Consider the following 19,556-nt stretch of genomic DNA (forward strand, 5'->3'; position numbering starts at 1 on the left):
TCCTATTTAAATCCAATTTGTAAGTGTATTTATGCAGGCATTCACCTGTAATTTCAACTATAAAAATATGTTTTTTTATGTCAATTCGTCACTCAATTGCATCGCTTCAGTAAGTGCTTCATGCAAGCGTGCAACAGCAATAATTTGAACACCTTCTACTGATTTTTGAGGTGCATTGCCTCTAGGTAAAATGACATATTTAAAGCCATGCTTTGCTGCTTCTTTTAAGCGTTCTTGACCATTCGGTACCGGCCTAATTTCTCCAGATAGCCCAACCTCACCAAAAACAGCCAATTGTTGTGGTAAGGCTTTGCCTCGTAAACTCGAAGCACAAGCCAGTAAAACTGCTAGATCAGAGCCAGTTTCAGTAATCTTTAAACCACCGACCACATTGACATAAACATCTTGTCCTGAGGTTTGTACACCACCATGACGGTGCATCACTGCAAGTAACATATTCAAGCGGTTCTGCTCTAAACCAAGTGCCACTCGACGTGGTTGCCCATGTGCATCATCGACTAAGGCTTGAACTTCGACGAGGAGGGGGCGTGTTCCTTCACGGCTGATCATGACAATTGAACCTGGAATGGCTTCATCATAACGACTCAGGAAAATTGCAGATGGATTGGCAACTTCACGTAGACCTTTATCGGTCATTGCAAAGACACCGAGTTCATTGACTGCACCAAAACGGTTCTTTACTGCACGAATCATGCGATAACGAGAGTCGGATTGCCCTTCAAAGTAAAGAACACAATCGACCATATGTTCTAAAACTCGTGGGCCAGCTAGCGCACCTTCTTTGGTGACATGACCGACTAGAAATAGGGCTGTACCACTGTTTTTTGCAAAACGGGTGAGTAGTGCAGCAGATTCGCGGATTTGTGAAACACCACCTGGTGCAGATTGCAAAGTTTCAGTATAAAGCGTTTGAATCGAATCCAGAATTGCGACCGCAGGGCGCACTTGTGCCAAAACTTCACAAATACGTTCGACACAGGTTTCAGCCATGACTTTTAATTGGTCTGTTGGCAAGTCTAAGCGTTGCGCGCGTAAAGCAACCTGTGAAAGAGATTCTTCACCTGTGACATAAAGCGCTGAACTTTTTTTACTTGCCATATGTGTGGCAGTTTGTAATAAAATTGTTGATTTACCGATACCTGGGTCACCACCAATCAAAACAACCGAGCCTGTAACCAAGCCTCCACCCAGTACACGATCAAATTCACTAATACCCGTTTGCAGGCGAGTTTCATTTGAGACAGAGATTTGATTGAGCGTTGTAATATTGGCAACTTGTCCCGCATATCCACCCACTTTGGGACGCGCTCGGTGCGAGATGCTTGGCTCTAATCGTACTTCCGTTAAGCTATTCCATTCACCACATTCTGAACATTGACCTGCCCATTTAGAGTGATCTGCGCCACATTGTTCACAACGATAAACTGTTTTAACTTTGCTCATATTTACTCGTAAAAGATATGTGATAGATCAATTAAATTTTGACCAAATCGAGTTGCAGAGAATCTGAAATATAAATTTTATCTATAACTGTCGCCAAAGTTGATTTTGGCACGTAAACTGCTAATTACAAGGAATTGTACATTGAGGTTTATAAAACAGGAAAACATGATTAAAAATGCAACTAAAAAGCGTTAAAATTTCAAAAAAGTGATCAAAAGCCGAAAAAACTTTTTCTATTGTTAGATTTTTAGGCTAATTTTGTCACATAAAACTTGAGAGTTGAATATAACAATGTCAAATGATTTTACTGGTTCACCAAATGAAAATGGTGAGCTGCATCGTAGCCTTTCCAATCGACATTTACAGTTGATTGCGATTGGTGGAGCAATCGGAACGGGATTGTTCATGGGGTCAGGCAAAACCATTAGTTTGGCTGGACCATCTATTTTATTCATTTATGGCTTAATTGGTGTGATGGTGTTTTTCGTCATGCGTGCCTTAGGTGAATTACTTTTATCCAACCTACACTATAAATCTTTTATTGATTTATCCACTGATTTAATTGGTCCTTGGGCGGGTTATTTTGTTGGCTGGACATACTGGCTATGCTGGGTCACAATTGGTATCGCTGACTTGTCTGCGATTATTTACTATCTTGAATTTTTCAATGGTGGTGAGTCATTTACACCAGTGGGCGGATTGCTGATCAGTACCGTTGCCATTTTATTTGTACTTGGGTTGAACCTTGTGACGGTAAAATTATTTGGTGAGATGGAATTCTGGTTTGCAATGGTCAAAATCACAGCCATTATTGTCCTGATTGCTGTTGGTTTATGGATGATCTTTACTGGATTTACTAGTACTACAGGGGCTGTTGCCAGTGTTTCTAATCTTTGGTCACATGGTGGATTTTTCCCTAAAGGTTTAGATGGTTTCTTAGCAGGCTTCCAAATTGCGATTTTCGCCTTTGTAGGTGTGGAACTTGTTGGTACAACTGCTGCTGAAACACAAGATCCAAAACGTAATTTACCAAAAGCGATTAACTCAATCCCAATTCGTATCATTATTTTCTATGTATTGGCATTATTTGTCGTCATGTGTGTTACACCATGGGATCAAATTAATCCTAAGGTGAGCCCATTTGTAAACATCTTCTCACAAGCGGGTATTGCTTCTGCTGCGATTATTATGAATTTGGTGGTGTTATCTTCAGTCATGTCATCAATGAATAGCGGTGTATTCTCGACTAGTCGTATGTTGTTCGGTTTATCTACGGATAAACAAGCACCAAAATTATTTGGAAAACTTTCTAAATCGGCAGTTCCTGCAAAAGCATTACTCTTTTCTTCGATCTGTATTTTTATCGGTGCTTTCGTTCAATTCGTTTATAAAGTACAAACAGGAACCAATGATGAAGTGACTGCATTTACCTTAGCGACCACTTTATCGACTATCTTGTTTATCTGTGTGTGGATTGTGATTATGTGGAGTTATATTAACTACCGCAAAAACCGTCCTGAGTTACATGCACAGTCAACCTTTAAATTGCCTGGTGGGGTGTTTACTTGTTGGGTGGTGATTGCATTCTTCCTTGCAACAATTTACTTCCTTGCATTGGATGAAACAACTTTAGAATCATTAAAAGTGAGCCCAATTTGGTTTGTTATTTTAGCGATTGGCTATTTCTTTGCGAAAAAGAAATAAGCTAAACAAGTTCGAATGAAAAAAACGCCAGCATAAGTTGGCGTTTTTTTATGTTTAGACTTTAGCCTGTGAGTTGATCACGCTATACTGCTGCGAATTGTAAAAGTTAGGTGCTCAGATGCGTCAAGTCATTTGTTCGATCGGTTTATTATTGAGTAGTGTGGTACTCACTGCATGTGGTCAGTCAGGCATGTTGCAATTACCTTCTGATCAGGATCACGATAAGCGTGCAAAATACCTGCTCTATAAAAATGAAGCATCCAAAGCAGAAGCTTCATCTGATCTAAAGTCAGAACGCCAAGTTACATCATCACCGACCACCTCACCTTAAGTTTGTAAATAAGGACATCTTCATGAGTTTCACTCGCATTAATGGAGTATTGCATGCTGAGCAATGTTCATTAGATCAGCTCGCACAGCAATTTGGCACACCTTTATATGTTTATTCAAAAGCAACTTTTGAAAAGCATTATTTAGATATGCATCGTGCCTTTGATTTTATTGATCATCAAATCTGTTTTGCGGTGAAGTCAAACTCAAATATCGCTGTTTTAAATGTCTTGGCAAAACTGGGTGCAGGTTTTGATATTGTGACGGGTGGTGAACTTGCTCGTGTACTTGCAGCAGGTGGTGAGCCATCAAAAATTGTGTTCTCTGGTTTAGGTAAATCAGAAGCAGATATTGAAAAAGCATTAACTGTCGGTATTGCGTGTTTCAATGTTGAATCTTATGCTGAGCTTGATCGCATTCAAAAAGTAGCCGCAAAATTAGGCAAAAAAGCCCCGATTTCTTTACGTGTAAATCCAGATGTAGATGCTAAAACCCATCCTTATATTTCAACAGGATTGAAAGAAAATAAGTTTGGTATTCCAAGTGATACGGTGAATGAAACGTATCAATATGCCGCTTCATTACCGAACTTAGAGATCGTTGGAATTGACTGTCATATCGGTTCGCAATTGACAGAAACCAAGCCATTTGTTGATGCACTTGATCGTATCATTTTGATGATCGAAGAATTGAAAAACTTAGGCATTACCCTCAAACATATTGATATTGGTGGTGGTTTAGGTGTTCGCTATAAAGATGAAACTCCTCCAAGCGTTGTTGAATATGCCAATGCCATGCGTCCAGCTTTAGAAAAGTTGGGCTTGAAAGTGTATATGGAGCCAGGGCGTAGTATTTCAGCCAATGCGGGTGCTTTATTAACCAAAGTTGATTTATTAAAACCAACCAATCACCGTAACTTTGCCATCATTGATGCAGCGATGAATGACTTAATTCGTCCCGCTTTATATGAAGCATGGATGGATATCCAATCTGTGAATCCAAAGCATGATGTTGAAGTCAAAACATGGGATTTAGTCGGTGCAATCTGCGAAACAGGCGATTTCTTGGGTAAAGAACGTGATTTGGCACTTCAGGAAAATGATGTATTAGCTGTGTTGGGCGCAGGTGCTTACGGTTTTGTGATGAGCTCGAACTATAATACCCGTGGTCGTGCTGCTGAAGTTATGGTCAATGGTGATCAAGCCTATTTAATTCGTGAGCGTGAAACCATAGAATCACTTTGGGAAAGAGAGCGTTTGTTGCCTGAGGAGTAAATTGGGATGTATTTAGAATTTACCAAAATGCATGGTTTAGGGAATGACTTTATGGTTGTTGACCTGATTACCCAGCGAGCTTATTTAGATACATTGACGATTCAACGCTTAGCTGATCGTCATTTTGGTGTGGGTTTCGATCAACTTTTGATTGTTGAACCACCTGATTTTCCAGATGTAGATTTTAAATATCGTATTTTTAATGCAGATGGTTCTGAAGTCGAGCAGTGTGGTAATGGTGTGCGTTGTTTTGCTCGGTTTGTACATGAGCGTCAACTTACCACTAAAACAAAAATTCGGGTGCAAACCAAAGCAGGAATTGTAGAGCCTGAGTTGGGTGCGAATGGTTTGGTTCGCGTTAATATGGGGCCGCCAAAGTTTCTTCCAGACGAAATTCCATTTGTCACGCAAGCACATGAAGATACTGAAGGTTTATACGCACTAGAATTGGCAGATAACCAAAGCATTAACATTGATGTAGTGAATATGGGTAATCCTCATGCCGTTACCATCGTTCCTGATGTATTAACTGCTGATGTTGCCAATATTGGCCCACAAGTGGAATCTCATGTACGCTTTCCTGCACGTGTCAATGCTGGTTTTATGCAAATCATTGATGAAAAGCACGTCCGTTTGCGTGTGTTTGAACGTGGTGTGGGTGAGACTTTAGCATGTGGTACAGGGGCTTGTGCCGCAGCAGTTAGTGGTATGCGCCGTGGTTTACTTGCCAATGAGGTTGAAGTTCAGCTTGCGGGCGGTAAGTTACATATTGCTTGGCGTGAAGGTGATGTGGTGTGGATGACAGGTCCAACGACTCATGTTTATGATGCGCGTTTGGATTTACGTTATTTCCAAGGATAAATTAGATTGATCTGAGGGTAAAAAGTCTCAAGTTGGGCTTTTTACCCTTTATTTTTACAATAAGAAAATGAGAGAAAAATGCAAAATAAGCTTCGTGGTGGTATTTATGGTTTATTGATCGGTGATGCTGTTGGTGTGCCTTATGAGTTTCATTTACCTGAACAACTACCTCACATTATCGATATTGATATGATTCCGCCTATAAACTTTAGTCGAACTTATCCTGATGTTCCAATTGGTACATGGTCAGACGATGGTGCGCAAGCTTTGTGTTTATTGACATCTTTACTTCATTGTCAAAAGTTAGATGCTGTTGATTTAATGAATCGTATTGCAAATTGGTATCAGTTTGGTTATATGACCCCCGATTATCAGGTATTTGATGTAGGTGTGCAGACGGCAACAGCTATTCGAAAATATTTACTAGGTACACCAGTCATGCAAGTCGCAAATGATGATGAACATGCCAATGGTAATGGCGCATTAATGAGAGTTTTACCTTTAGCATTGTGGCATCAAGGGACAGATGAGGCATTAATTTTAGCTGCATATTTACAATCACACATTACGCATGCACATTTACGCTCAAAAGTATGCTGTGCTTTGTATTGTTTATGGGCGAGATATATTTTAAAAGGAATGGCGATTAATGCCGCATGGTCACATGCTGTCACTATCCTACGACAATATTATGAAAAACGACCTGATGAATTGGAGCAATTAGAATTTTTTATCCGTCCTGATGATTTAGAACGAGGAACGGGAAGTGGTTATGTTGTAGATTGCTTAAAATCAGCTTATTTAGCGCTACAAGAGCCAAATTATCAAGCCGTGATTAAAAAAGCGATTTCTTTGGGGCGGGACACTGACACAACAGCATGTGTGGCAGGTGGATTAGCAGGACTTGCTTTTGGATATGGTGATATTCCTCCAGTATGGTTACAACAATTAAGAGCTAAAGAAATGGTCGAGCCTTTAATCAAAAAATTAGTAGAAGGCTTATGAGATGAATTTAATTTTCCTTTCAGGCGCATCAGGCAATACACAATTTTGGAATCCTCTGATCGAACAGCTTCCTAATAATTATACAAAGCAAGTGATCGCTTACCCTGGTTTTCATGGTACGGCAGCACATCCCGATATTCATAGTTTTGATGATCTGAGTAATTATGTGGTTGCACAGATTCAGCAACCCTCGATCTTAATTGCGCAATCAATGGGCGGTATTTTTGCAATTGCTGCGACATTACAAAAAACAGATTTGATCAAAGGTCTCGTATTAATCGCCACTTCAGGTGGAATTAATCTAGAACGATTTAAGGTTCAAGATTGGCGTCAGCTTTATCAACTGGAATATTTGGAATCCCCTGATTGGTTTGTGACGACAAAGGTCGATTATGAGGAATTTCTATCTACGATAGAGGTAGAAACATTACTCATTTGGGGCGATCAAGATTCAGTTAGCCCAATTGAAGTTGGGCAATATTTAAATCAGATATTTAAAAAATCAAAACTCTATATTGTCGAGGGTGGTGATCATGGACTGGCAAAGCAGGATGCAGATGAAGTGGCAATACAAATAAATGCTTATTTAAAAGACTCGGTATAGGTCGTTCAAACGAGTCATTAGCGTGCTATGAAAAGCATGATTTTTTATAATTTATCGCTTACTCAATGCCAGTTTCAGTGCAAACAGTATAAAAATACTGCCCGTGATACGATCCATATATTGAATAAATTTCGGTTGCTTTAAATAGGCTGCAATAGATTGCATGGCAACAATCAAGAAAATTGACCATATAAATCCAATCAATACATGGATCAGTACTAGCCCCATTGTCCAAACAACAGGTGAAGCAGTATGGGGGATGAATTGTGGCAAGAAAGAAATATAAAAGATGCCGACTTTGGGGTTGAGTAAGTTGCCCCACAAGCCTTTCATAAACCAGTTCTGCGTTGCGGCTGATTCATTCAACCCCGCAAGTTGTGTACGAGGTTTTAAAATAAGATTGAATCCTAGCCAAGTCAGGTATGCTGCACCCATCCACTTCAACGCATTAAAAGCAAGATCAGAAGTCATCAATAATGCGCCTAAACCACAAGCGACAATAATACCCCAAACAATACAACCTAAGTTAATTCCTAATGCTGCTTGAAAGGCTTTAACTTTCCCTTCTATCGTCGCTGTTCGAATGATGAGTGTCGTGTCTAAGCCAGGCGTCAGCGTAAGAAGTGTAATTGCGATTAGATAGGAAACAAGCATCGTTGACATTGTAAGAAGAGCGACTTAAAACTTGAAATGTATTGTATTACATAGACAGAGATTTTCCGAAACTTGTTTAATTCTATAAAGGGAAAAATTTGTTAGACTGAGTAATGTATGAACTGAATAACATTGAGCGTAATTTGGAAACTCCGACAAAACTGCTTTCCATGTGGTTAAAAGAACGCATTATTCAAAATCAGTCGGAACATACCATTGCGGCTTATCAACGTGACTTAACCGATTTTTTTGAGTTTTGTGAATCGAAACAACTTCAATTACAAAATATTGAGGCATCTGATCTACGAGAGTATTTGGCTACACGTGTTGAACAAGACCAACTGAGTTCAAGTAGCTTACAACGTCATTTAACTTCAATTCGCCAATTTATGAAGTGGGCAGAGCAAGGTCAATATTTACAACAGAATCCATCAGAAGATTTTAGGTTAAAACGTCAGCCTCGACCTTTGCCAGGGATGATTGATATTGAAACCGTGAATCAGATTTTAGATCAGCCGTCACCAGAGAAACCCTTAGAACAACAGCTATGGTTACGGGATAAGGCGATGCTTGAATTGTTATATTCGAGTGGTTTGCGTTTGGCAGAGTTACAAGGACTCACGATTAAAGACATTGATTTTAATCGACAATTATTACGCATCACTGGTAAAGGCAATAAAACGAGAGTTGTACCATTTGGAAGTAAAGCAAAAGCAAGTTTGATTGAATGGCTTAAAATTTATCGGATATGGCAAGGCGGTTTTACAGCAGATTCAGCGGTATTTATCTCACAACGGGGCAGTGTATTAAAGCCACGCCAAATTGAAAATCGAGTTAAACTTCAAGCACAAAGAGCAGGTGTCAATGTCGATTTACATCCACATCTCTTACGCCACTGTTTTGCCAGTCATATGCTTTCAGCAAGTGGTGATTTACGCTCAGTGCAAGAGATGTTGGGACATAGTAATTTGTCGACAACCCAGATCTATACGCATGTTGACTTTGATCAACTGGCAAAAGTCTATGATCAGGCGCATCCACGCGCACAGAAAAGCTAAATGTTGATATATTATGTTGCAAAATTGAGTGTTTAATAGGCGACTGATTTTTTCGTTTATTTTTAAGCGTTGCTCAATCAATATTCTTACTTTATTGCCAAGTTTTTGTGGAATCGAAAGTACAGTAAAATTTAATCGAAATGATCAGTTACAGATCCAGTTAAATCAATTTGAAAAGTGTATTTTATGTTGTTGAAAGTTATAAAATATTAGATAAATCAATATTTAAAAATCAAAGTGTCAAGTGATTAAATATAAATGGTGAAATATAAGGCTAAATTATTGAACTGAGCATTTCATCTTTTTTACAGTCGCAGAAGAAATTGTGACTTGACCGAAATGCCATATACATTGCAAGATAGGGCACCTAAAAAGTTTCGATCGAAGAGTTAGAATACTCTTCATTATATTTACTTGCTTAGAACAGCCGAGGATTACATGAAGGCTCTTGTCGCTGTAAAACGTGTGGTTGATGCCAACGTTAAAGTTCGTGTGAAGCCGGACAATACTGGGGTTGACCTTACTAACGTTAAGATGTCAATTAACCCATTCTGTGAAATCGCAGTGGAAGAAGCGGTTCGCTTAAAAGAAAAAGGAACGATTTCAGAAATCGTTGTTGTTTCAGTGGGTTCTAAAGACGCGCAAGAACAAATTCGTTCTGCAATGGCTTTAGGCGCTGACCGTGGTATCTTAGTTGAAACTGCTGATGAAATTGGCGCTTTAGAAGTTGCTAAAATTTTAAAAGGCGTTGTTGATGCTGAAAAACCAGAACTTATTCTTCTTGGTAAACAAGCAATTGATGATGACTCTAACCAAGTAGGTCAAATGCTTGGTGCTTTACTTGGTGCAGGTCAAGGTACTTTCGCATCTGAAGTTAAAGTTGACGGCGGTAAAGTACAAGTTACTCGTGAAGTTGATGGCGGTTTACAAACTGTTGAGCTTGCTCTTCCAGCAATCATCACAACTGACTTACGTTTGAATGAGCCACGTTATGCTGCTCTTCCAAACATCATGAAAGCGCGTAAAAAACCGCTTGATACTAAGTCTCCTGCTGACTATGGCGTTGCAACTGGTACTAAACTTAAAACAATTAAAGTTGAAGCACCTGCTGAACGTAAAGCTGGCGTACAAGTTAAGTCGGTAGACGAACTTGTTGAAAAATTGAAAAATGAAGCGAAAGTGATCTAATACAGAAGGATAAAATCATGAGTATTTTAGTTATCGCTGATCACAACAACCAGTCACTTAACGGTGCAACTTTAAACGTTGTTGCGGCAGCTCAAAAAATCGGTGGTGATATTACTGTATTAGTTGCTGGTTCTGGCGCTCAAGCAGTTGCTGATGCTGCTGCTAAAGTTGCTGGTGTGAGCAAAGTATTACTTGCTGACAATGCTGCTTATGCGAACCAATTGGCTGAAAACGTTGCTGGCTTAGTTGCTGACATCGCGAAAGGCGGTTACAAATACGTATTAGCTGCATCTACAACAACGGGTAAGAACATTCTTCCACGTGTTGCTGCACTTCTTGACGTAAGCATGATTTCAGACATTATTGCTGTTGAATCTGCAAATACTTTCAAGCGTCCTATCTATGCAGGTAACGCAATCGCAACTGTTCAATCTGACGAAGCAATTATCGTTGGTACAGTTCGTGGTACAGCATTTGATGCAGTTGCTGCTGAAGGTGGTTCTGCTGCGGTTGAAGCTGTTGCTGAAGCGAAAGATGCTGGTATTTCTACGTTTGTAAGCGAAGAAATCGTGAAGCTTGATCGTCCAGAATTAACTGCTGCACGCATCGTTGTATCTGGTGGTCGTGGTGTAGGTTCTGGTGAAAACTATCACAAAGTACTTGACCCATTAGCTGACAAGCTTGGTGCTGCTCAAGGTGCTTCACGTGCTGCTGTAGATGCTGGCTTTGTACCAAACGACTTCCAAGTTGGTCAAACTGGTAAAATCGTTGCGCCTGATCTTTACTTGGCAATCGGTATCTCTGGTGCGATTCAGCACTTAGCGGGTATGAAAGATTCTAAAGTTATTGTTGCAATCAACAAAGACGAAGAAGCGCCAATCAACAGCGTTGCTGACTACTGGTTAGTTGGTGATTTGAACACTGTTGTACCAGAATTGGTATCTAAACTTTAATTCTCTAAATTAAGTTTGAAACGCTCCGAAAGGGGCGTTTTTTTATGTTAAAAATAAGAATAAATAAATGAGAGCATTACCGATGAATTATACTTTTAAGACCTATTTTCTGATGCTGGCTCATTATAATCAGTGGGCAAACCAAAAGTTATTTTCTACACTCATCAGCTTAACAGAGGAGCAATTAAATCAAGCTTGTAAAGCTTATTTCAAATCCCTTATGCAAACGGCAAATCATGTATTGGTAGGAGATATACTTTGGTTTGAGCGTATCAATGGTGTTGTGGCGTCAACGTATGCTTTAGATGAGGTTCTTTATAATCAACTCGCCCAATTAGAGAATGCTCGAATTGAACATGATCAAAGTTTGATTAATTTTATCCATGAACATGATGAAGTTTCATTTCATCAAGCAATTACTTATGTCCGCCGAGGTCAAGTTTATACTGAGCCGTTGATTGAAATATTGGCACACGTATTTAATCATCAAACGCATCATCGAGGTCAAATGCACAGCATGATCTTTGAGCTAACAGCAAAGTCCTTGGAGCTAGACTTAATTTTCTTTCAAAGAGAATATGCCTATTTATATCGCTGATTTAAAAAAAACTGGATTAAATATTTTGTTAAAAATGCTGTTATTTTGATTAAAAAATAACCTTTTATTCTATTCACTAAAAAATGGAAAACTAGATTTTTAACTTATTAATTCTAATAAACTTTTTATTGTAAAAAAATGCTATTTTCAGATTAGCAAACTCCCTGTTGATAAGTGCTTTATGCTATAATTTTTCGCTATATTTTTTAATTTTAGTTCAAGTTTCTGAGCTAAATTTTTGCAAGATTGAATACATAAAAACAAGTAGAGCCATCTACTTGTAAACAAGGAGTATGCATGAGCGTATCGGAAATTAGACCGATTGCCATTGAGGACGAACTCAAGCATTCATATCTAGATTACGCGATGAGCGTAATTGTATCTCGTGCATTACCAGATGTTAGAGACGGTCTTAAACCTGTTCACCGTCGTGTGTTGTTTGCAATGCATGAATTGGGCAATGATTATAACAAAGCATACAAAAAGTCTGCTCGTGTTGTCGGGGACGTGATCGGTAAATATCACCCTCATGGTGACAGCGCAGTATATGAAACAATCGTTCGTATGGCGCAAAATTTTAGCTTGCGTTACATGTTGGTTGATGGTCAAGGTAACTTCGGTTCTGTCGATGGGGATAGCGCAGCAGCAATGCGTTATACCGAAGTTCGTATGCAAAAGTTGACCCATGAAATTTTAGCAGACTTAGAAAAAGACACCGTTGATTGGGAAGATAACTACGACGGTTCTGAGCGTATTCCTCAAGTCATGCCAACACGTATCCCAAATCTTTTGATTAATGGTACAACGGGTATTGCGGTTGGTATGGCGACCAATATGGCGCCACATAATATGACTGAAGTGGTCAATGCTTGTTTGGCATATGCCAATAACCCAAATATCTCTATTGAAGGTTTGATGGAGCATATTACGGGGCCAGATTTCCCGACAGGCGGTATTATTTACGGTAAATCAGGGATTGTAGACGCTTACCGCACGGGTAAAGGTCGTTTGCATATCCGTGGTAAATATCACTTCGAAGAAGATCAAAAAACAGGTCGTACCACGATTGTCTTTACTGAGATTCCTTACCAAGTTAACAAAGCAAGAACCATTGAGCGTATTGCTGAGTTAGTCAAAGAGAAGAAATTAGAAGGTATTTCTGAGCTTCGTGATGAGTCTGATAAAGATGGTATGCGTATCGCAATCGACTTGAAACGAGGTGAGAATGCAGAAGTTGCAGTGAATAATTTATTCTTGCATACCCAACTTCAAAACTCGTTCAGTATCAACATGGTTTGTCTAGACAATGGTCAGCCGAAGTTGATGAACCTAAAAGATATTATTGCGGCATTTATTCGTCATCGCCAAGAAGTAGTGACACGTCGTACCATGTTCGAATTGCGTAAAGCACGTGAGCGTGGACATATCTTAGAAGGTTTAACGGTTGCTTTAGCCAATATTGATGCCATTATTGAAACCATCAAAACTTCTGCTAACCCCGCTGAAGCGCGTGAGCGTTTACAAGCAGGTGAGTGGGCTGGTGGCGGTGTGGTTGCATTACTTGAAAAAGCAGGTGCAATCTCTGTTCGTCCAGATGAAATTGAAGGCGAAGACCCAACTCGTCCATTTGGTTTGTCAGGTGAAATTTATCGCTTGTCACCAACGCAAGTGGCGGCAATTTTAGAATTACGTTTACACCGTTTAACAGGTTTAGAACAAGATAAATTACATGCAGAATATACTGAAATCTTGGGTCAAATTGCTGAATTAACAGCAATTCTCAATGATTTTAATCTATTGATGAATGTGATTCGTGAAGAACTTGCTTTGATCTTACAGCAATATGGTGATGGGCGTCGTACTGAAATTGTTGAATCAGGCGTTGATTTCTGCCGTGAAGATTTAATTCCAGAAGAACAAGTGGTACTGACTGTTTCTCAAACAGGTTATGCGAAAACTCAACCACTTTCTGACTATCAAGCGCAACGCCGTGGTGGTCGTGGTAAGTCTGCAACCTCGATGAAAGATGATGACATTATTCAACATTTAATTGTAGCATCAAACCATGCAACGGTTTTATGTTTTACCAATGTTGGTAAAGTCTATCGTTTAAGAGTGTTTGAAGTTCCGCAGGCTTCGCGTGGTGCGAAAGGTCGTCCAATTATTAATTTGCTTCCATTGGATGCAAATGAAACCGTGACCGCAATCTTACCGTTGACTGAATTCCCTGAAAATCACTATGTGTTCATGGCAACGGCATCAGGTACGGTTAAACGTGTTGAATTAGCACAATTTAGCAATGTTCGTTCTAATGGTTTACGTGCGATTGAGTTGAACGAAGAAGATACTTTAATCGGTGTTGCAATCACCGATGGTAATCAGCAGATCATGTTGTTCTCGAACGAAGGGAAGGCAATTCGTTTTGCTGAAACAGATGTTCGTGCGATGGGACGTACTGCAAAAGGCGTGCGTGGTATGCGTGTGAGTTTTGCAAGCAATACGATTGAATCTGACGATGCTGACGTTGAAAATGATGACAACGATGATAATGATGATTCATCAGATTCAACTGTTGTCAGTCGAATTGTTTCACTCGTGGTTGTACCTGAAACGGGTGAAGTACTGTGTGCTTGTGCAAACGGTTATGGTAAACGTACACCTGTAGATGACTTCCCAACCAAGAAACGTGGTGGTAAGGGCGTGATTGCAATCAAAACTAGCGAACGCAATGGTGAGTTAGTTGGTGCGGTATCAATTGATGAAAGCAAAGAACTGATGTTGATCTCAGATGGCGGTACTTTAGTTCGTACGCGTGCTGCTGAAGTTGCGACGACTGGACGTAATGCGCAAGGCGTTCGTTTAATTCGTTTAAGCGATGCAGAAATATTGGTTGGTGTTGTTTCGATTGAAGCTGTAGAAGATGACGAAGAGTTAGAAGCTATAGACGTTGTTGAAAATATTGAGCTTCAAGCAGCAACTTCTGAAGAAGTTGTCGCTGAGCCGAAAGATGATACGCCTGAAGCGTAATTCTTTTAGATAGTAAAAAAGGAGGCCTATGAGCTTCCTTTTTTACATTGTATAGAAATTAAAATTTGAAGATAGAATAAATGAAGAAAATTGATAATATATTGATACCAGTATTTATAAGTATACTAGTATTTATTTCATTTTTACTTTTTATGTATTTCACTACATTTAAGTATATTACAAATGACACTGCAGCTTGGGGGGCTTTTGGAGATTATATTGGTGGTTTATTAAATCCAGTATTCGCATTTCTTAGTTTTTCAGCGCTAATAGTAACTTTACTTTATCAGAATAAACAACTTTTACAGAATCAAGAAATATTAAAAGAGACAAAAAGAGCTATTCAACAAAATGAAATAGCCCTTGAGCAAAATAGAATAGATTTAAAATTAAGTAGAGAAGAATTAAAGAATAGTAATAAACTGTTGGAAATATCAGCTAAAGCACAAAATGAAATAGAAAAAACTCAAAAAATACAACAATTTGATATGTTGTTTACTACATTGTTGTCTGAATTAAATTTATTGAATACTAATTTTATTGAAAAAAATAAGCTGTCTGAATTTTATGAAATTTTTGAATCAAATTATAAATTAGAATATAAACAAGTGGGTTTAAGAAATATCTATGAGTTAAGAAGATATTTTATTATACTATATCAAGTTTTAAAACAAATTAATGATATTAAAAATTTAACAGATGATGAAAAGAAAAAATATAGTAATATTATTCGTGCATCACTGGATAATCCTTTATTGCAGCTTTTGATGCTGAATTGTAATTGTGATGGGTTTGGTGATGATTTTCATGAATTTTATTCTCTTTTGGAAAAGTTTTCTCTTTTAGAACATATGGATTTTCATGATTTTACTGGTAAAAATTACGAATTAAACTTTGATTTATTAATCTGTTTAAAAAATTATAAAAAACAGGCTTTTGGGAAAAGTATTTATCTCGATAACGTTCAGGATGTTTGGTATTATTCGATCATTAATAGAAAAAGCCCAGTTAAAAGTAAGTATCAGTTTTTTATGAAACTAATATATATGCAACCATTAACTTTTTCTTCAGAATTTGATGATTTTAAAGTTATTCTGGATTTTAATTTAAGTAAAAATCGTTTTCCTGAAATAAAGATTGTAAAAAAAATATCAAATTTGAAAGAAGTTTTTAAATTTGATTTTAGGGATATTGTTTTGAGTTTTTATGAAAAGAAGATTTTTTCTATATTAGAAACAACAGAATTTAAAATTGAATTTAATCTCTACGAAAATAAATATGAGATTTATGTTGAATTTTTTGGTAAACGTTATTGGGATTCTGAATTTTATAGTAATTTTAAATTCTATGAAAAAATTAAATTAGAGCGTGTTATTTAATAAATATTTTAGTTTTTTAACTTAAATTCCTGAAGTCAATAAAAAAGGAAGCTAATCAGCTTCCTTTTTTATTGATTTCATCATCACCAACCGATAATAAGAAAGTGCCAGTAAAATTGCAGCTACCGTCGCAAGATAAATAAGTTTAGGAACAACAATAGATGTTGCGACACCCATCTGATTCAGTTGTACGAACATTTGTACACCATTGGTGGATGGTAGTGACCACGCTAGGTATTGCATCCATTCAGGCATAGCTTGATGTGGCCATGCTGTCCCTGTTAATAGAAACAAAGGCACTGAGGTTACAACAATTAAATGTCCGACTCGTTCGGGCATATCCACCAATGAGCCAACAAGCATTGCTAAACCAATGATACAACTCACATAAATTGGAACAGCAAGCAACATGCCCCAAAAGTTACCGCCATGTGGATATTCATATAACCAAAAGGTGAAACCGAATAAATAAAGGCAACCAAGGCATCCAATGGTTAAAATTGCTGTGAAAATAGCAAAAAATTCTGATCGCTTCGCAATCCAACCTTTTTCTCGATAACTGGCAATCAACATGGCAAGCCCAAGTAAAATGGTTTGATGAATGATGAGGCTTGCTACTGCAGGAAAAATATAACTGCCATAACCCGATAGCGTATTAAATAAAGGAATTTGATGAATTGAAATCTCAGGGTGGAATGAAGAAGCATGCCCAAATTTTTCTAAATATTCTTGTAAACTCGCTTCAATTGAAGTCGCAAGACCAATTCCCACTTCTTTGGTTCGAATGAAATAGGCTGTGCTGAGATAAAGTCCGATTCCGCCTATTTCACCACGTTTCAAGCTATTGGTGAGATTGTCTGGTAATAATAGAATACCTTCAGCTTTTTGATTTTTTACTAATTTTTCAGCTTCTAGAAAATTGTCTGTGACCATCGTAATTCGAATATGTGGACTATTTGCAGCTTGACTAATAATTTTTGAAGTTACAATACTTTGTTCTTGATCAACAATGACAATTGGAATATCCGCCGCAGATTGGGCTTTATACGCAGTAGGATAGAAAAAGCTATATAAAATAACGGCAGCAATTAATGTGGTAAATACCGAGCTATTCGCTGCAATATTTTTAAACGTTTGGATATAGTATGAGAAAAATGATTTCATCCACTTTGCTCCTGAACATTTTTCTTTAATAGGCGAATACTTAAACCAAAATAAAGAGCAGAAAAAACAAGCAGAATGCTTAAAGGAATGAAAGATACCAACAGATCACTACCAATGACCCATTGTTCTGTTTGTAGTTTTGCATAAGGTGTATAGGGAATAATCATTGACCAAAATTGCGTAAATGCAGGTGCATTATTGAGGGGGAGGGTAATCCCTGAAAAGCTTGGTGATGATCCGCCATAAAGTGCAATAAAACCAAAGGTTTTAGGTAGATCTTTGGTGGCTAAAACCACGGTGCTACTGATGACAGCATAAGAAAAATAAAGTAAAAATTGTGCAAGCAAAATCAGGCTGAGTGAACCTGCAATAAAGTAGCCACGAATATGCGCTAACCAAAACATCCAACACCATGTCCACGCACAAAAAATGAATACATAGACCAGAATTTTGCCCAACAGGCTAGAAATAATTTGTTTTGAATTTACCCATTCAGTTAAGGTTTTTCTTTTAAATTCCTGACCGATCGCAAAGGCGACACAACAACACAGCAGTAAGTGCAAAACTGCGGGTACCATGAAGGGTTCTAGGAACAATTCATAACTCATATTGGGATTATATAGTGTAGAAATTTTGATATGAGGTGTCGGAACATCTAAGTAGGGGATTACATTTGATAAGTAACTATCTCCCATATAATCTGCCATACCATTTAAGGTGCTGATCAGCATTGCAGAGGAAATGGTGTTACCAATACTAAAAAAAGATTGATTATAGGCGATACTGATTTGGGCATCTTGTGCTTGTACTAATCGTTGTTCTGCACCTTCAGGAATTAAAACAAATCCCCATGCTTCAGTTTTATTAATGAGTTGCTCTGCTTCATCTTGGCTTGCCGTGATTGTTTTGACGTTTAAGGTATGATTGACGCTGAGCGCATGAATCACTTTACGACTCATTTCACTTTGATCTTGGTCAATCACCACAATGGGTAAATGTTCAGCTTTACCTGATGAGAACATATTGCCAAAAAGAAGAATCACCAACAAAGGTGCAATGATCGCCATAAAAAAGTCAGCTTTATGGCGTTTTAAATAGCGTAATTCCCGAAGCATCACTGCAAACATCGGTTATTTTGCCTCTTCAATTTTAAACAAAATACTCATACCAACTTTTAAGTCAGGAATCGTTTGTTCAGGCACTAAATGAAATTTAAAGCTACGAATATCATAACCACCTGTTTGTCGTGTCGTTTTTATCGTCGCAAAATCGCCCTCAGCATCAATTTTTTTCACCTTGAAGTTTGCTTTACGATTGAGTGCAGGAATAAAACCTTCGAGGGTTTTGGTTTTATAGATAGCGCTATACATGTCTTCACGAACATTTAAACCCACCCACAAATCATGGTCTTCAAGAATACTGACCACAGGGATGCCAGTTGCGACCAGCTCGGTTGGTTTGCCATAGGTTTTAGACACTGTACCATCGGTTGGTGAATAGAGTTTAGTTTCTTCAGTCAGTGCATTGGCTTCTTTGACCGCCGCTTGAGCCATGGCAACTTGCGCATCAGCAGTTGATTTTTGTTGCTCCGTACTGCCTCGTTGAGCGCGCGCGTACTGTTGATAAGCTGCTTCAGCCGTTTCACGTGCCGAAGTTTGGGCTGCTAACATTTCATCACGGCGCTGACGCGAAATCACACCTTGCTGAAATAGGTTTTCACCCCGTTTATACGTGGTTGCAGCCAAATCAGCTTGGGTTTTCATCGCTTGCCAATTTGCGTACAGAGTTTCAATATTCTCTTGTTGTGCGCCACGATACACCGTTGAATGAAATGCTGTAGCACTTTGTAAAGCGGCTTGGGCTTGCTCTTTCTTTGCTTCCAATTCTGGACTAACAAACCGAACCAATGCTTGTCCCTTTTTGATGGCTTGTCCGTCAGTGACATAAAATTCTTCAATACGACTTGGAACTTTGGTGCTGATATGTACTGTTTCTGCTTCAACCCGTCCTTGTAGTTCTATGGTTTTCGGAAGGTAAGCTTTCCATAAACCATACGCAATGAGTCCCAGTAATAAGATCACCACAATAGCGACAATGATTTTTAATTTTCCTCGTTTTGATGTTTGCTGAAGATCATCAGGTGGAGGCGAAGCAGGTGTATTTTCTGGTGTGACTTCAATGTTTTCAGTCGTTGTTAATATTTCATTTACTGCACCAACTGTTGGTGTTTCTACTTGATCTGTATCACGTTCTGAATTGGATGATGATGGATTTTGGCTCATAAATTTCTCCA

At 38.4% G+C, this 19,556-nt stretch carries 17 protein-coding genes; 12 read left to right on the forward strand and 5 right to left on the reverse strand.

All coding sequences use genetic code 11. From position 1 onward, the window contains the following. Positions 1–75: 75 nt before the first annotated feature. The gene (gene radA / locus MMP60_RS05005; RefSeq protein ID WP_241335254.1) at positions 76–1,464 is read right to left on the reverse strand and encodes a DNA repair protein RadA; all 1,389 of its coding nucleotides are present in this window, start codon (positions 1,462–1,464) and stop codon (positions 76–78) included. Positions 1,465–1,755: 291 nt separating this feature from the next. On the opposite strand from radA, the gene MMP60_RS05010 reads away from it, so the two are divergent. From MMP60_RS05010 to MMP60_RS05035, 6 genes are all read left to right on the forward strand, one after another. Then, positions 1,756–3,168 carry an amino acid permease gene (locus MMP60_RS05010; protein ID WP_241335255.1) on the forward strand — a complete coding sequence of 471 codons (1,413 nt, stop codon included), beginning with the start codon at positions 1,756–1,758 and terminating at the stop codon, positions 3,166–3,168. Between the two features lie 118 nt (positions 3,169–3,286). Next, positions 3,287–3,499 carry a lipoprotein gene (locus tag MMP60_RS05015; RefSeq protein WP_241335256.1) on the forward strand — a complete coding sequence of 71 codons (213 nt, stop codon included), beginning with the start codon at positions 3,287–3,289 and terminating at the stop codon, positions 3,497–3,499. Positions 3,500–3,521: 22 nt separating this feature from the next. After that, on the forward strand, positions 3,522–4,772 hold the full coding sequence (lysA, locus tag MMP60_RS05020; protein ID WP_241335257.1) for a diaminopimelate decarboxylase: 1,251 nt from the start codon (positions 3,522–3,524) through the stop codon (positions 4,770–4,772). A gap of 6 nt (positions 4,773–4,778) precedes the next feature. Next, positions 4,779–5,633 carry a diaminopimelate epimerase gene (gene dapF / locus MMP60_RS05025; RefSeq protein WP_018677142.1) on the forward strand — a complete coding sequence of 285 codons (855 nt, stop codon included), beginning with the start codon at positions 4,779–4,781 and terminating at the stop codon, positions 5,631–5,633. A 78-nt stretch (positions 5,634–5,711) separates the two neighbouring features. Then, positions 5,712–6,638 (forward strand): ADP-ribosylglycohydrolase family protein, encoded by a 927-nt coding sequence (locus tag MMP60_RS05030; RefSeq protein WP_241335258.1) that lies wholly within the window; start codon positions 5,712–5,714, stop codon positions 6,636–6,638. A 1-nt stretch (position 6,639) separates the two neighbouring features. Beyond that, entirely contained in the window at positions 6,640–7,242 is a 603-nt protein-coding gene (locus MMP60_RS05035) for an alpha/beta hydrolase (protein ID WP_241335259.1), read from the forward strand. Positions 7,243–7,293: 51 nt separating this feature from the next. Here MMP60_RS05035 and MMP60_RS05040 read toward each other — a convergent pair whose 3' ends face one another. Then, positions 7,294–7,905: a LysE family translocator gene (locus MMP60_RS05040; RefSeq protein ID WP_241335260.1), complete on the reverse strand. Its 612-nt coding sequence runs from the start codon at positions 7,903–7,905 to the stop codon at positions 7,294–7,296. Between the two features lie 161 nt (positions 7,906–8,066). Here MMP60_RS05040 and MMP60_RS05045 point away from each other — a divergent pair, with 161 nt between their 5' ends. The 6 genes from MMP60_RS05045 (at position 8,067) to MMP60_RS05070 (ending at position 16,099) form a co-directional block, all read left to right on the forward strand. Next, complete coding sequence (locus tag MMP60_RS05045) at positions 8,067–8,954, forward strand: site-specific tyrosine recombinase/integron integrase (RefSeq protein WP_241335496.1); 888 nt, start codon at positions 8,067–8,069, stop codon at positions 8,952–8,954. Positions 8,955–9,392: 438 nt separating this feature from the next. Next, on the forward strand, positions 9,393–10,142 hold the full coding sequence (locus tag MMP60_RS05050; RefSeq protein WP_241335261.1) for an electron transfer flavoprotein subunit beta/FixA family protein: 750 nt from the start codon (positions 9,393–9,395) through the stop codon (positions 10,140–10,142). A gap of 17 nt (positions 10,143–10,159) precedes the next feature. Continuing rightward, the gene (locus MMP60_RS05055; RefSeq protein ID WP_241335262.1) at positions 10,160–11,095 is read left to right on the forward strand and encodes an FAD-binding protein; all 936 of its coding nucleotides are present in this window, start codon (positions 10,160–10,162) and stop codon (positions 11,093–11,095) included. Between the two features lie 82 nt (positions 11,096–11,177). Then, positions 11,178–11,693, forward strand: a complete 516-nt coding sequence (locus MMP60_RS05060; protein WP_241335263.1) for a DinB family protein — start codon at positions 11,178–11,180, stop codon at positions 11,691–11,693. 297 nt (positions 11,694–11,990) lie between these two features. After that, the gene (gene gyrA / locus MMP60_RS05065) at positions 11,991–14,720 is read left to right on the forward strand and encodes a DNA gyrase subunit A (protein WP_241335264.1); all 2,730 of its coding nucleotides are present in this window, start codon (positions 11,991–11,993) and stop codon (positions 14,718–14,720) included. 80 nt (positions 14,721–14,800) lie between these two features. Beyond that, positions 14,801–16,099, forward strand: a complete 1,299-nt coding sequence (locus MMP60_RS05070) for a putative phage abortive infection protein (protein ID WP_241335265.1) — start codon at positions 14,801–14,803, stop codon at positions 16,097–16,099. A gap of 51 nt (positions 16,100–16,150) precedes the next feature. Here MMP60_RS05070 and MMP60_RS05075 read toward each other — a convergent pair whose 3' ends face one another. The 3 genes from MMP60_RS05075 to MMP60_RS05085 are packed head-to-tail and all read right to left on the reverse strand — an operon-like array spanning position 16,151 to position 19,545. Next, entirely contained in the window at positions 16,151–17,263 is a 1,113-nt protein-coding gene (locus MMP60_RS05075) for an ABC transporter permease (RefSeq protein WP_241335266.1), read from the reverse strand. Next, positions 17,260–18,390, reverse strand: a complete 1,131-nt coding sequence (locus MMP60_RS05080; RefSeq protein WP_018677154.1) for an ABC transporter permease — start codon at positions 18,388–18,390, stop codon at positions 17,260–17,262. Before MMP60_RS05080 ends, MMP60_RS05075 begins: the two co-directional genes overlap by 4 nt. Before the next feature lie 3 nt (positions 18,391–18,393). Beyond that, complete coding sequence (locus MMP60_RS05085) at positions 18,394–19,545, reverse strand: efflux RND transporter periplasmic adaptor subunit (protein ID WP_241335267.1); 1,152 nt, start codon at positions 19,543–19,545, stop codon at positions 18,394–18,396. Positions 19,546–19,556 lie beyond the last annotated feature (11 nt).

Origin of the sequence: Acinetobacter sp. ANC 4805 (assembly GCF_022549495.1) — a bacterium.
Classification (GTDB): Bacteria; Pseudomonadota; Gammaproteobacteria; order Pseudomonadales; family Moraxellaceae; genus Acinetobacter.

Bases quoted from the DNA above. Each gene is read 5' to 3' on its own strand.
- radA (WP_241335254.1), bottom strand. From the start codon at position 1,464: ATGAGCAAAGTTAAAACAGTTTATCGTTGTGAACAATGTGGCGCAGAT.
- MMP60_RS05010 (WP_241335255.1), top strand. From the start codon at position 1,756: ATGTCAAATGATTTTACTGGTTCACCAAATGAAAATGGTGAGCTGCAT.
- MMP60_RS05015 (WP_241335256.1), top strand. From the start codon at position 3,287: ATGCGTCAAGTCATTTGTTCGATCGGTTTATTATTGAGTAGTGTGGTA.
- lysA (WP_241335257.1), top strand. From the start codon at position 3,522: ATGAGTTTCACTCGCATTAATGGAGTATTGCATGCTGAGCAATGTTCA.
- dapF (WP_018677142.1), top strand. From the start codon at position 4,779: ATGTATTTAGAATTTACCAAAATGCATGGTTTAGGGAATGACTTTATG.
- MMP60_RS05030 (WP_241335258.1), top strand. From the start codon at position 5,712: ATGCAAAATAAGCTTCGTGGTGGTATTTATGGTTTATTGATCGGTGAT.
- MMP60_RS05035 (WP_241335259.1), top strand. From the start codon at position 6,640: ATGAATTTAATTTTCCTTTCAGGCGCATCAGGCAATACACAATTTTGG.
- MMP60_RS05040 (WP_241335260.1), bottom strand. From the start codon at position 7,905: ATGTCAACGATGCTTGTTTCCTATCTAATCGCAATTACACTTCTTACG.
- MMP60_RS05045 (WP_241335496.1), top strand. From the start codon at position 8,067: ATGTGGTTAAAAGAACGCATTATTCAAAATCAGTCGGAACATACCATT.
- MMP60_RS05050 (WP_241335261.1), top strand. From the start codon at position 9,393: ATGAAGGCTCTTGTCGCTGTAAAACGTGTGGTTGATGCCAACGTTAAA.
- MMP60_RS05055 (WP_241335262.1), top strand. From the start codon at position 10,160: ATGAGTATTTTAGTTATCGCTGATCACAACAACCAGTCACTTAACGGT.
- MMP60_RS05060 (WP_241335263.1), top strand. From the start codon at position 11,178: ATGAATTATACTTTTAAGACCTATTTTCTGATGCTGGCTCATTATAAT.
- gyrA (WP_241335264.1), top strand. From the start codon at position 11,991: ATGAGCGTATCGGAAATTAGACCGATTGCCATTGAGGACGAACTCAAG.
- MMP60_RS05070 (WP_241335265.1), top strand. From the start codon at position 14,801: ATGAAGAAAATTGATAATATATTGATACCAGTATTTATAAGTATACTA.
- MMP60_RS05075 (WP_241335266.1), bottom strand. From the start codon at position 17,263: ATGAAATCATTTTTCTCATACTATATCCAAACGTTTAAAAATATTGCA.
- MMP60_RS05080 (WP_018677154.1), bottom strand. From the start codon at position 18,390: ATGTTTGCAGTGATGCTTCGGGAATTACGCTATTTAAAACGCCATAAA.
- MMP60_RS05085 (WP_241335267.1), bottom strand. From the start codon at position 19,545: ATGAGCCAAAATCCATCATCATCCAATTCAGAACGTGATACAGATCAA.